At 71.2% G+C, this 12,223-nt stretch carries 12 protein-coding genes; 6 read left to right on the forward strand and 6 right to left on the reverse strand.

Features of this window, described 5'->3' with window-relative positions; all coding sequences use genetic code 11:
• Positions 1-15: 15 nt before the first annotated feature.
• From EMA17_RS45695 to EMA17_RS45705, 3 genes are all read left to right on the forward strand, one after another.
• Positions 16-849, forward strand: coding sequence for a hypothetical protein (locus EMA17_RS45695; protein ID WP_126643131.1), 834 nt, complete (start codon positions 16-18; stop codon positions 847-849).
• A gap of 133 nt (positions 850-982) precedes the next feature.
• Positions 983-1,654: a response regulator transcription factor gene (locus EMA17_RS45700; RefSeq protein ID WP_020556678.1), complete on the forward strand. Its 672-nt coding sequence runs from the start codon at positions 983-985 to the stop codon at positions 1,652-1,654.
• A 56-nt stretch (positions 1,655-1,710) separates the two neighbouring features.
• Positions 1,711-2,976, forward strand: a complete 1,266-nt coding sequence (locus EMA17_RS45705) for a sensor histidine kinase (RefSeq protein WP_126643132.1) — start codon at positions 1,711-1,713, stop codon at positions 2,974-2,976.
• Between the two features lie 91 nt (positions 2,977-3,067).
• On the opposite strand, the gene EMA17_RS45710 is transcribed toward EMA17_RS45705, so the two are convergent.
• Complete coding sequence (locus tag EMA17_RS45710) at positions 3,068-3,646, reverse strand: GtrA family protein (RefSeq protein WP_126643133.1); 579 nt, start codon at positions 3,644-3,646, stop codon at positions 3,068-3,070.
• Positions 3,643-4,140: a GtrA family protein gene (locus tag EMA17_RS45715; RefSeq protein WP_218043260.1), complete on the reverse strand. Its 498-nt coding sequence runs from the start codon at positions 4,138-4,140 to the stop codon at positions 3,643-3,645. Before EMA17_RS45715 ends, EMA17_RS45710 begins: the two co-directional genes overlap by 4 nt.
• Before the next feature lie 274 nt (positions 4,141-4,414).
• Between EMA17_RS45715 and EMA17_RS45720 the strand changes: the two genes are divergently transcribed.
• Both EMA17_RS45720 and purE read left to right on the forward strand, forming a co-directional pair.
• On the forward strand, positions 4,415-5,554 hold the full coding sequence (locus EMA17_RS45720) for a 5-(carboxyamino)imidazole ribonucleotide synthase (protein WP_126643135.1): 1,140 nt from the start codon (positions 4,415-4,417) through the stop codon (positions 5,552-5,554).
• Positions 5,551-6,054, forward strand: a complete 504-nt coding sequence (gene purE / locus EMA17_RS45725; protein WP_126643136.1) for a 5-(carboxyamino)imidazole ribonucleotide mutase — start codon at positions 5,551-5,553, stop codon at positions 6,052-6,054. Before EMA17_RS45720 ends, purE begins: the two co-directional genes overlap by 4 nt.
• Positions 6,055-6,133: 79 nt before the next feature.
• Here the strand turns inward: purE and EMA17_RS45730 are convergent, their stop codons facing one another.
• Positions 6,134-6,565 (reverse strand): CoA-binding protein, encoded by a 432-nt coding sequence (locus tag EMA17_RS45730; RefSeq protein ID WP_126643137.1) that lies wholly within the window; start codon positions 6,563-6,565, stop codon positions 6,134-6,136.
• A gap of 105 nt (positions 6,566-6,670) precedes the next feature.
• Positions 6,671-7,990: a UDP-glucose dehydrogenase family protein gene (locus tag EMA17_RS45735; RefSeq protein ID WP_126643138.1), complete on the reverse strand. Its 1,320-nt coding sequence runs from the start codon at positions 7,988-7,990 to the stop codon at positions 6,671-6,673.
• Positions 7,991-8,207: 217 nt separating this feature from the next.
• Between EMA17_RS45735 and EMA17_RS45740 the strand changes: the two genes are divergently transcribed.
• Positions 8,208-9,368 (forward strand): acyl-CoA dehydrogenase, encoded by a 1,161-nt coding sequence (locus EMA17_RS45740; protein WP_126643139.1) that lies wholly within the window; start codon positions 8,208-8,210, stop codon positions 9,366-9,368.
• Positions 9,369-9,492: 124 nt separating this feature from the next.
• Here the strand turns inward: EMA17_RS45740 and EMA17_RS45745 are convergent, their stop codons facing one another.
• Together EMA17_RS45745 and EMA17_RS45750 are read right to left on the reverse strand one after the other, a co-directional pair.
• Positions 9,493-11,037 (reverse strand): DHA2 family efflux MFS transporter permease subunit, encoded by a 1,545-nt coding sequence (locus EMA17_RS45745; protein ID WP_126643140.1) that lies wholly within the window; start codon positions 11,035-11,037, stop codon positions 9,493-9,495.
• A gap of 583 nt (positions 11,038-11,620) precedes the next feature.
• Positions 11,621-11,914, reverse strand: a complete 294-nt coding sequence (locus EMA17_RS45750; RefSeq protein WP_126643141.1) for a hypothetical protein — start codon at positions 11,912-11,914, stop codon at positions 11,621-11,623.
• Between the last annotated feature and the right edge of the window lie 309 nt (positions 11,915-12,223).

The following is a 12,223-nucleotide window of genomic DNA, read 5'->3' on the forward strand; positions in this document are numbered from 1 at the left end:
AGGAACGCGACTCCCATGGCTCTCTCGGCTTCACGCGTGGCGAGCGCCGCCCTCGCCCTGGGCTGCGCGTTCGGCCCGGTGCTCGCGCTCGCCGCGCCCGCCGCGGCGGAACCGCTGACCGTGCCGGTGCACTGCGTCATCCCGCTGGACCAGCCCGCCGTGGACGGTCCGCAGCAGATCTCCCTCGACGGCCCGACCGATCCGATCCGCCCGGGCGAGAAGGCGCGGATCAAGGTCACCCTCGGCGGCAGCCCCGCCACCAGCCCGCTGCCGTTCCCCGGCACCCCGCTGACCCCGTCGATCCAGCTCATCCTCTCCGGCGGCGCGAGCGGCGAACTCACGCTCCAGGGCCCGAAGATGCGCGTGGACATCCCCGGTACGCCCGCGCTGATCGTGGTGCCGCCGTACGAGGGCGAGATCACCGTGCCGCTCGACGCCAAGGGCGACATCCGGATCGCCCCCGGCAAGATGGTCACCACCACCGCGATCTTCGGCGACCAGGTCACCACGTGCTTCCCGACCGCGCCCGCGCCGCCCGCCATGACACTGCGGGTCGACCTCGGCGGAGCGGCCCCGGGCGGCTCCTTCGGCACTCCGGGCGACCCGACGGCCGGATCACCCCCGGCGTCGGGCCAGGCGTCGGCCCAGACCCCGCCGGGGGGTACGCAGGACCCGACCGCGAGCGCGGCGCGCAGTCCCGACACGAGGGTGGTCCAGAGCCGGGGCGTCGACGACGGCGAGATCTCCGGCGGAACGATCATCTGGATCGTCGCCGGCGGGCTGATCCTGCTGATGGCCGCGTCCACGATGGTGTTCTCCTGGCGTCGCCACAAGGACGACGAATGGTGAGGTGACCACCGCCCTCCGCGCACCGGTCCGCCGTCCTCCGGGCGGCGAAAAACGCCCGCCGATCACGGGCTCTCCCGGTCCGGTCGTACGGAGCTCGTCAACGTGGCGCCCCCGCGTCAGTAACATCAAGGTCATGACCCGCGTACTGCTCGCCGAGGACGACGCATCCATCTCCGAACCACTCGCGCGTGCGTTGCGCCGAGAGGGCTACGAGGTCGAGGTGCGCGAGGACGGCCCAAGCGCTCTCGAATGCGCCGCGCAGAGCGGGGTGGACCTGCTCGTCCTCGACCTCGGTCTGCCCGGCATGGACGGCCTGGAGGTGTGCCGACGGCTGCGTGCCGAGGGGCACGGCTTCCCGGTGCTCGTCCTGACCGCGCGCGCCGACGAAGTGGACACAGTGGTCGGCCTCGACGCCGGTGCCGACGACTACGTCACCAAGCCCTTCCGGCTCGCCGAACTGCTCGCGCGCGTGCGCGCGCTGCTGCGGCGCGGCGCGGCCGACGTCGGCCAGGGTGTGCACGGCGTGCGGATCGACGTCGACTCGCACCGCGCCTGGATCGGCGAGGAGGAGCTGCAACTCACCGCCAAGGAGTTCGACCTGCTGCGCGTGCTCGTGCGCGACGCGGGTCGAGTGGTCACCCGCGACCAGCTGATGCGCGAGGTCTGGGACACCACCTGGTGGAGCTCCACCAAGACGCTCGACATGCACATCTCCTGGTTGCGCAAGAAGCTCGGCGACGACGCGGGCAACCCCCGCTACATCACCACCGTGCGCGGCGTGGGCTTCCGCTTCGAGAAGAGCTGAGCCGGAGCCGGGCCGACCTCGCGCGAGCCGACCTCGAAAAGCTGACGGGATCCACCTTGCGTCGCAGGCTCATCAACACCACGCTCGGCGTGGTCCTGGTCGTCGTGGCCGTACTCGGCGTGCCGCTGGCGTTCGTCGAGACACACGCGATCGAGAACACCGCGGGCGACAGCCTCAAGGCCGAGGCCGCCCGCATCCTGGAGGTCGTCGAACTGCGGATGGCCTCCGGCGAACACACCGACGCCGCGCTGCTGCGCCGCCAGGTCGAGCCGCATCGCTACGCGATCGTGCGGTTGCCGAACGAGCCTCCGCTGGTGATCGGCGACAAGCCGAGCGGCCGGATCTTCGAGAAGACCATGCCCGGCGAGATGGGCGACTCGGTCACCGTCGGCGAGCCGCGCGAGCGGGTGACCACCAAGATCCGCGAATCGCTGCTGCTGATCCTGGGCGTGGCGCTGCTCGCGGTCGCGGCCGCCGCCGCCCTCGCGGTCTGGCAGGCCCGCCGACTGGCCCGCCCGCTGACCGACCTGGCCGAGACCGCCGAGCGCCTGGGCTCGGGCGACCCCAGACCCCGGCACCGCCGCTACGGCGTGCCCGAGCTGGACCGGGTCGCCGAGGTGCTGGACCAGAGCGCCGAGCGGATCGCCCGGATGCTCACGGCCGAGCGCCGGCTGGCCGCCGACGCCTCGCACCAGCTGCGCACCCCGCTGACCGCGCTGTCCATGCGCCTCGAGGAGATCATCGCCACCGAGGACCCGGAGATCGTCAAGGAGGAGGCGGCGATCGCGCTCTCCCAGGTCGAGCGGCTGACCGACGTGGTGCAGCGGCTGCTGACCAGCAGTCGGCGCGGCAGCGGCGGGCGCGATCCGCGCAACATCTCCGCGGTCACCGTCCGGGTGGACGACGTGATCCAGCAGCAGATCGACGAGTGGCGGCCCAACTTCCGCGAGGCCCGCCGCAGCATCCGGGTCGAGGGCGAGCGCGGGCTGACCGCGGTGGCCACGCCGGGCGCGTTGTCCCAGGTGTTGGCCACGCTGGTGGAGAACACGCTGATGCACGGCGCGGGCGGGGTGAACATCCGGACCCGGATCACCGGAACCTCGGTGGTGGTCGAGGTGGAGGACGAGGGCACGGGAGTGCCCGACGAGCTGGGTGCGCGGGTGTTCGAGCGGGCGGTCAGCGGCCACAACTCGACCGGCCTGGGGCTCGCGGTGGCCCGGGACCTGGCCGAGGCCGACGGGGGGCGGTTGGAACTGCTCCAGCAGCGACCGCCGGTGTTCGCGGTGTTCCTGGCGGCCCACCCGGAGGAACCGCACGGCTGACGGTTCGTCGCGTCGTGGTCGGGCGCGGTGCGGGGGTGCGGCGTGCGCGAGGGAAAGGCGAGGGGAAGGCGCGGGGGAGGTGCGGGCCGGTTCAGGCCCGGGAGGTCTCGCTCTCGTCCTCGACCAGCCGCGCGGCCTCGGTGTCCAGTCGGGTGCCGGCGGGTCCCGCCGGCCGATCGTCCGCGTCCTCGTCGCCCGGCGGCGCGACCACCCGGACCGGCTTGCGGTCGATCTCGCGGGTGCCGGTGAACACCCACGTGCGATACGACCAGAACCGGAACAGGGTGCCGAGCGGCAGGCCGACCGCGTACTTCGCGATGTTGTCCGCGAGCAGCGAGGTGTGGCCGAGCCAGTAGTGCGAGATCGCCACGGTGCCGGCCTCGATCGCCATGCCGACCCCGCTGAACACCATGAACAGCACGAACTCGCGCCGACTGTCGTCGGAAGTGCGGTGCCGGAAGGCCCAGTAGCGGTTGCCGAGATAGTTCACCACGATCGCGACCGCCGTCGAGATCACCGACGAGCGCACCGAGGCCAGGCCCAGGTGGTCACGACACAGGTTGAACACGATCACGTTCACGACCACGCCGAACCCGCCCACGGCGCCGAACTTCAGCGTTTCGTGCAGCAGGTGTCCGACCCGGTCGTACCAATTCCGGAGCGCCTTCACGACATGCCACCTTCGGCGACCGGTACGGGGTCCGGCCGTTTGTGCTTGAACACCCACGTGCGGAATGCCCAGAAGCGAAACAGCGTGCCGAGAGCCATACCGACGATGTTCGCCGAGATGTTGTCGGCGAGCTTGCTCTCGTAGCCCATCAGGGTGTGCGACACGAACACGCTCGACGCCTGGATGCCCGCCGCGATCGCGCTGAACACGAAGAAGAGCGTGTACTCGCGTCCGACACCGGTGCGGTCCCGATGCCGATAGGTCCAGTATCGGTTACCGACGTACGCGACGATCGTCGCCGGGATCGAGGACGTGATCTTCGCGCCGACCCCGCCCATCCCCAGGGACAGGCACAGGTTGAACACGAGGACGTCCACAGCGTAGGCCAGGCCGCCCGCCACGAGGAATCGGGTGACCTCGGAGCGCACCCGGGCAAACCGGCTCGCCGGCGGCCCGACGGTCCCCTCGGACGGGGCGTCGACGGGCGCAGGCACGGACGCTCCTCTGGCACCACGGGTGCTACCGACTTGACGACTCACCCGACGAGGGTAGCCGTCGTGACGGTTCGACATCGGCGCACGGTCTCCCTCCCGTTGCACACTCTTTACCGGAACATCCCGTGTCCCGTGTGGCACAGGTCCCCCGGGAGCGGTCCGAAGCGCCGGCGAAACACCGGGGGAGCGCCCGCGACCCGGCTTTGTGTCGCCGCGACCGGCTCCGCGCCGCCCGGCGCCGCGAGGGTCGGCGGCGGGTCGGTACCCTTCCCCCGTGACGTTCCCAGTCGTCGGCATGGTCGGCGGCGGCCAGCTCGCCCGCATGACGCACCAGGCCGCAATCCCGCTCGGCGCCCGCTTTCGCGTACTCGCCGCATCCCCGTCCGAATCCGCGGCCCAGGTGGTCGGCGACGTCGTGCTCGGCAACGAGGACGATCTCGCCGACCTGCGCCGCTTCGCGCAGGACTGCGCCGTGGTCACCTTCGACCACGAGCAGGTGCCCACCGCGCTCCTGCGGGCCCTGGAGGCCGACGGCGTCGTCGTGCGGCCCAGTTCGCGCGCGCTCGTGCACGCCCAGGACAAGGGTGTGATGCGGGCCGCGCTGGCCGAGATCGGCGTGCCGTGCCCGCGCAACCGGATCGTGGCCGACCCGGCCGAGGTCGCGGCGTTCGCGGCCGAGGTGGGCGGCTGGCCGGTGGTGCTCAAGACCACGCGCGGCGGCTACGACGGCAAGGGCGTGTGGATCGTCCGGGACGAGGACGAGGCGGCCGTGCCGTTCGCGGCCGGGGTGCCGGTGCTGGCCGAGGAGAAGGTGGACTTCACCCGCGAGCTGGCGGCCTGCGTGGTGCGCTCGCCGCACGGCCAGGCGGTGGCCTACCCCGTGGTCGAGTCGATCCAGGTGGACGGGGTCTGCCGCGAGGTGATCGCGCCCGCGCCCGACCTGAGCGAGGAGCGGGCGGTCGAGGCCCAGCGGATCGCCCTGTCCATCGCGGGCGAGCTGGACGTGACCGGGCACCTGGCGGTCGAGCTGTTCGAGACCGCCGACGGCCGGATCCTGGTCAACGAGCTGGCCATGCGTCCGCACAACAGCGGGCACTGGAGCATCGACGGCGCGGTCACCTCGCAGTTCGAGAACCACCTGCGCGCGGTGCTCGACCTGCCCCTGGGCGACCCGCGTGCCCGGGCGCCGTGGACGGTGATGGTCAACGTGCTCGGCGGCGACTACCCCGACATGTACCGCCCGTACCTGCATGTGATGGCCCGCGATCCCGGGGTCAAGGTGCACATGTACGGCAAGGACGTGAAGCCCGGCCGCAAGGTCGGACACGTCACCGTGTGCGGCGACGACCTGGCCGACGTGCGCGAGCGCGCCCGGCACGCCGCCGACTACCTCCGAGGGGACATCACCGAATGAGCACGCAGCCCGTCGTCGGCATCGTCATGGGGTCCGACTCGGACTGGCCGGTGATGGAACTCGCCGCGCAGGTCATGGACGAGTTCGGGATCGGCTACGAGGCCGACGTGGTCTCCGCGCACCGGATGCCGCAGGAGATGATCGCGTACGGCACCGAGGCCGCCGGGCGCGGCCTGAAGGTGGTCATCGCCGGCGCCGGCGGCGCCGCACACCTGCCCGGGATGCTCGCCTCGGTCACCCCGCTGCCGGTGATCGGCGTACCGGTGCCACTGAAGTACCTGGACGGCATGGACTCGCTGCTGTCCATCGTGCAGATGCCCGCCGGCGTGCCGGTGGCGACCGTCTCGATCGGCGGAGCCCGCAACGCGGGGCTGCTGGCGGTGCGGATCCTGGCCGCGCACGATCCGGCGCTGCTGGCCCGGATGGGCGAGTTCCAGGCGGAGCTCAAGGCGCAGGCGACCGAGAAGGGTCGCAAGCTGCGCGAGCGGATCGGGTCGTAGCCGGCCGAAGTCGGTCCCGGCCGGGTCGTGGCCGCCCACCGGGGCCCGAGCGGGTGCTCGGGCCCCGGTGTCGTGCGGCTCAGGTCGGGCTCGGGCCCGTGCTCGTCATGGTGATGCGCTGGAGCTCCACCGCCGAGCAGCGGTCCATCACCATGTCCAGTCCCGCGTCGCGGACCCGCTGGTAGGCCCGCTCGTCGATCACGTCCAACTGGAACCAGACGGCCTTCGCCCCGATCTTGACGGCCTGGTCGGCGATCTCGCCGGCCTGGTCCGAGTTCACGAACACGTCGACCACGTCGACCGGGAACGGGATCTCGGCGAGCGTGGCGTAGCCCGGCTCGCCGTGCACGGTCTCCGCCTTGGGGTGCACGGGCACGACGCGCTTTCCCCACTGACGGAGGAACGCGGCTACTCCGTATGCGGCGCGGTGGGAGTTGGTGCTGAGCCCCACCACCGCCCAGGTGTGCGTGTCGAGGGTCCGTCGGATCGTTGCCTCGTCGCCGTAAGGCATGCTGATGACCTCGCAGTCTTGTCTCGCTGCTCGCGGTGCCCCCCGACAGACGGACGGCGCGGCGCCGTCGGCCCGGTGAGTGTGCCCCCGGGGCGGGCCGGCTACTCAGGGGCGACCGAGAGCCCGGTACGTCCATCCTGCGCCGCGCCAGCGCACCGGGTCGAGGGCATTGCGTCCGTCGAGTACGCGCCGTTGTGCGACGATCTCGCCCAGTTCGGCCGGATCCATCTCGCGGAACTCCGCCCACTCGGTCAGATGCAGCACCACGTGCGCGCCGCGGGCCGCGTCGAAGGCGGTCTCCGCGAAGGTCAGGCCCGGATACATCTTGCGGGCGTTGTCCATCGCCTTGGGGTCGTACACGGTCACCTCGCCGCCCTGGAGCTGCACCTGGGCGGCGACGTTGAGCGCCGGCGAGTCGCGGATGTCGTCGGAGTTCGGTTTGAAGGCCGCGCCGAACACCGCGACCCGGCGGCCCAGGAAGCTGCCGTCGCACTGCTCGCGGGCGAGGTCGACCATCCGGAAGCGGCGGCGCATGTTGATCGCGTCCACCTCGCGCAGGAAGGTGAGCGCCTGGTCGGCGCCCAGCTCGCCCGCCCGGGCCATGAAGGCGCGGATGTCCTTGGGCAGGCAACCCCCGCCGAAGCCGAGCCCGGCCTTGAGGAAACGCCCGTTGATCCGGGGGTCGAAGGCGAGCGCCTCGGACAACTGCTCGACGTCGGCGCCGGCCGCCTCGCAGACCTCGGCCATCGCGTTGATGAAGGAGATCTTGGTGGCCAGGAACGAGTTGGCGGCGGTCTTGACCAGCTCCGAGGTGGCGAAGTCGGTCACCACGAGCGGTACGCCCTCGGCGAGCAGGGTCGCGTACACCTCGCGCAGCCGGTCCTCGGCCGCCTGCGAGCGCACGCCGATCACGAGCCGGTCGGGGTGCAGGGTGTCCTGGACCGCGAAGCCCTCGCGCAGGAACTCGGGGTTCCAGGCCAGCTCGGCCGCGGCGCCCACGGGGGCCAGCTCGGCGAGCCGGCTCGCCAGCCGGTCGGCGGTGCCGACCGGGACGGTGGACTTGCCGACCACCAGGCATGGCCGCTCCAGGAGCGGGGCGAGCGCGTCCACGGCGGCGTCGACGTAGGACACGTCGGCGGCGAACTCGCCCTTGCGCTGCGGTGTGTTCACGCAGACGAAGTGCACGTCGCCGAACGCGGCCAGCTCGGCGACGTCGGTGGTGAAGCGCAACCGGCCGGAGGCGACGTGCGGGGCCGTCAGCTCCTCCAGCTCCGGCTCCCAGAACGGGATCCGGCCGTTCGCGAGGGTGGCCACCTTGTCCGGGTCCACGTCCATCCCCAGGACCTCGAAGCCGAGTTCGGCCATGCACGCGGCGTGCGTGGCGCCCAGGTAGCCGGTACCGATGACCGTGATGCGGGGTGCCACGTACGTCACCTGACTTCTTCGTCGGAGGAATGGGTGGGATCCGGATCGAATCTGGATCGTATCGGCCGGGCCCGGGGCACCGTCGCCGAACCGTGGCCGTCCCGATGCGAGGTTCGGCGGGGTGCGGCTGAATAATTGTGGACGTCCATGTTGTTTACTGAGCGGTAATAAAACAGGTACCCTCCCGCAGCCCTTCAGTCCCGAGAGGTAGGCACCCGTGGCCGGACGTAAAGACTTCGACCTGTTCCGCGTCTCCGAGGAGCACGACATGCTCCGCGAGTCGGTCCGCGCACTCGCCGAGGCGAAGATCGCCCCGTTCGCCGCAGAGGTCGACGAGCAGTCGCGCTTTCCCCAGGAAGCGCTCGACGCGCTCACCGCGAACGATCTCCATGCGGTCCACGTCCCCGAGGAGTACGGCGGCGCGGGGGCCGACGCGCTCGCCACCGTGATCGTGATCGAGGAGGTCGCACGGGTGTGCGCGTCCTCGTCGCTGATCCCGGCGGTGAACAAGCTGGGCAGCATGCCGGTGATGTTGTCCGGGTCCGAGGACCTGAAGCGGCGCTACCTCGGCGCGGTGGCGCGCGGCGACGGAATGTTCTCCTACTGCCTGTCCGAGCCGGAGGCCGGTTCGGACGCGGTGGCCATGAAGACCCGCGCGGTGCGCGACGGCGACTCGTGGGTGCTCAACGGTGTCAAGCGCTGGATCACCAACGCGGGCGTGTCCGAGTTCTACACGGTGATGGCCGTGACCGACCCGGAGAAGCGCTCCAAGGGCATCTCCGCGTTCGTGGTGGAGAAGTCGGACGAGGGCGTGTCGTTCGGCGCCCCGGAGAAGAAGCTCGGGATCAAGGGCTCGCCGACGCGCGAGGTCTACCTCGACAACGTCCGCATCCCGGCCGACCGGATCATCGGCGAGGAGGGCACGGGCTTCGCCACCGCGATGAAGACGCTCGACCACACGCGCGTGACGATCGCGGCGCAGGCGTTGGGCATCGCACAGGGCGCGCTGGACTACGCCAAGGGGTACGTGCAGGAGCGGAAGCAGTTCGGCAAGCCGATCGCCGACTTCCAGGGCATCCAGTTCATGCTCGCGGACATGGCGATGAAGCTGGAGGCGGCCCGGCAGCTGACCTACGCGGCGGCGGCCAAGTCGGAGCGCGGCGACGCGGACCTGACCTTCCACGGCGCCGCCGCCAAGTGCTTCGCGTCGGACGCGGCGATGGAGATCACCGTCGACGCGGTGCAGCTGCTCGGCGGCTACGGCTACACACGTGACTACCCGCTGGAGCGCATGATGCGCGACGCGAAGATCACGCAGATCTATGAAGGCACGAATCAGGTTCAGCGGATCGTGATGGCGAGGAACCTGCCCAAGTAGGCGGGAAGTAGGCGGCCCGAAGTAGGCGGCCGGGCTCGACGCGTCGTGGGGCACCGCCGTCCCCCGCCGAGGCATCTCGGCGGGGGACGGCGTCCGTGTCGTTCGGGGTGGGTGGTCTTGGTCGTCACCCGGTGCGGTCGGCCGGGGTTGTGGTGGCCTCGTCGGTTGCGGTTGCGGTTGCGGTTGCGGTTGCGGTCGCGGTCTCCGGGGTCGCGGCGTTGCCGGCGACGACGGTCGTGGGCGGGGTGCGGATCACCAGCACGGCGATGACCGCCGAGGCCGCGAGCAGGACCGTCCCCACCGTGAACGCCAGGTGGAAGCCGCCGGTCAGGGCCTCGGCGGCGGACTTTCCCTCCCCCGCGAGGGTGTCGGCGCGGGAGGTGGACAGCGTGTTCAGCAGCGCGACGCCGAGGGCCCCGCCGATCTGCTGGGTGGTGTTGAACAGGCCGGAGACGACGCCCGCGTCCTCGGGCCGGGCATCGGACATCGCCAGCGTGGCGAGCGCGGGCAGGACCAGGCCGCCGCCGCCGATCAGGACGAACACCGGGAGCAGGTCGACCAGGTACGACCCGTCGACCGGGACACGGGCCAGGTAGGCCATGCCGGCGGTGAGCATGAGCAGCCCGGCGACCAGCACGTTCCGGGCGCCGAAGCGGCCGATGACGCGGGCGGAGAGGCCGAGGGAGACGACGCCGATGGTGAGCGCGGTCGGGAACATCGCCCAGCCGGTCTCGGCCGCCCCGAAGCCGAGCACGTGCTGCATGTAGAGGACGACCAGCACCTGGAAGCCGAACAGGGCCGCGATCGTGAGCACCTGGAGGACGTTCGCGCCGCTCACGTTGCGCGAGCGGAAGGTGCGCAGCGGTAGCAGCGGCGCCGCGACCCGGGCCTGGCGGAGCGTGAACAGCGCCAGCAGCCCGAACGAACCGGCGAGCAGCCCCCAGGTCCGGGCCGAGCCCCATCCGTACGACTCGGCCTTCACCACGGCGTACACCAGCAACATCAGCCCGCCGGTGACCAGGACGGCCCCGACGATGTCGGCCCGGCCGCGCGCGCCGGCGGCGGGGGAGTCGGCATCCAGCACGCGCGCCGCCACGAGCAGCGTGACGACGCCGATCGGCAGGTTGACCAGGAAGATCCAGTGCCAGTTCGCCGCCTCGGTGAGCACGCCGCCGAGCACCAGCCCCAGGGACGCGCCGGCGGCACCGATGAAGCTGAACGCGCCGATGGCCTTGCCCTGTTCGGCGGGTTCGGGGTAGAGCGTGACGATCATCCCGAGGCTGACGGCGGACGCCATCGCGCCGCCGGCGCCCTGCAGGAACCGCGCCGCGAGCAACATCTCGGGACTCGTGGCCACACCGCACAGCAGCGACGCGACGGTGAAGACGGCGAGCCCGGCAAGAAACATGCGCTTGCGCCCGAAGAGGTCGCCGAGCCGTCCGGCGAGGAGCAGCAGGCCGCCGAAGGCGATCATGTAGATGTTCATGACCCAGGCGAGATCGGCCGACGAGAACCCGAGGTCCGCGCCGATCGAGGGAAGCGCGACGGTCACGATCGTGCCGTCCAGGATCACCATCAGCATGCCGGCGCACAGGAGGGTGAGGGCGAGGCCGCGCGGATAGGTGCGCGGTTCGCGCGGCGGCGTCTTTGCGGTGGCCGGCAGTGCCATGGCGCTGTCTCTCCTCGTATGGTCCGGCGGCCGGACGGCCCGGCCCGGCTCTGCGCCGGGTGTTCGTCCGGCGGTGAGAGAGACGCTAGCAGATAGTTTTGTTGTAGACGATATGCATCGGACTTATTCTGTACGGGACGGTTCGCGGGCCGGTGCTGATCACGGGCGATCGAGAAGTCTCGGGCGGTGTCCGGGGGTCGGTGAACGGCCTTCTCGGCGATGTGGCGTTCGGCCTTGGGTCGGGCGATGGGGAGGTCGCCGAGGCGAGGTACCCGGGCGTCCCCTCGACTCGGCGCCCGACGCCCGACGCCCGACGGCCGACGATGCGGAGCCGGCCGTCGGGCGAGGCGCCGGTCGACTCCGGCCCCGGATCGACGCACCGGTCGAGGGCCGTGCATGGTGCGTCTACGGCGGCGGTAGCGGTGTACCGGCGCCGCCGCCCGATCCCGTGCTCCAGTTGTCGGAGTCGTTCGGCCTCGAACGTCGGGTTGGTGGGTGCGCTGTTCCGGGTGGGATCAGATGGCGTCCGCAACTGCGTAGTCCGCGCCTGCTTGTCGGCCGGAGCTGTGGGCCGTCACGAAGTTCACGCGGAGTTTCGCCCCCGAGTGGGTGCGGATCTGCAACCCGTACGGGATGGCCCCGGGAACTCGGCTTCCGAGTAGCGGTCGATGTGGGCCACCTCGGAGGACGTCGCGATCACGGCCGCGATGAATGCCTCGACGTCGCCGGTCCGCACTTTGGCACCGTCGATTTCGGGCGTGGGAAGTGGTGTCACGGGTTCGCCCTCGACCACGTTCTCGGGCTGGTCGTACTGGTCGCCCGGAGCCGACTCGGCGGTGATTCCCAGCTCGACCACGCCTCCGTTGCGAAGGGTCAACAGCAGGCCGTAGGGCCCACGCTTGGGCGAGGCTTCCCGCCCGGCCTCCGTGGGCGTCCGGACCCGGGCCACGCTGCCGGACTCGTCAGCCGTTGTTGCGGCCAGGGGGTGAACCGGGTTGGGCGCACAGGGTGTCCTTCCGTGGGGCGGACCAGCAATCCGAATCCGGCGAGAGATTCGCCCGGAATCGACAACTGGAGAGTTGGGAGATCTGGGGGAGGCGGGCATGGTTGGTCGAGGGCCAGGCGCGACTCGATGCGGTCGGGTGTTTGCGGCGCGGGCGTTGCGTTTGGGGTGGCGGGTGGCCGG

Source organism: Embleya hyalina, from assembly GCF_003967355.1.
GTDB lineage: Bacteria > Actinomycetota > Actinomycetes > Streptomycetales > Streptomycetaceae > Embleya > Embleya hyalina.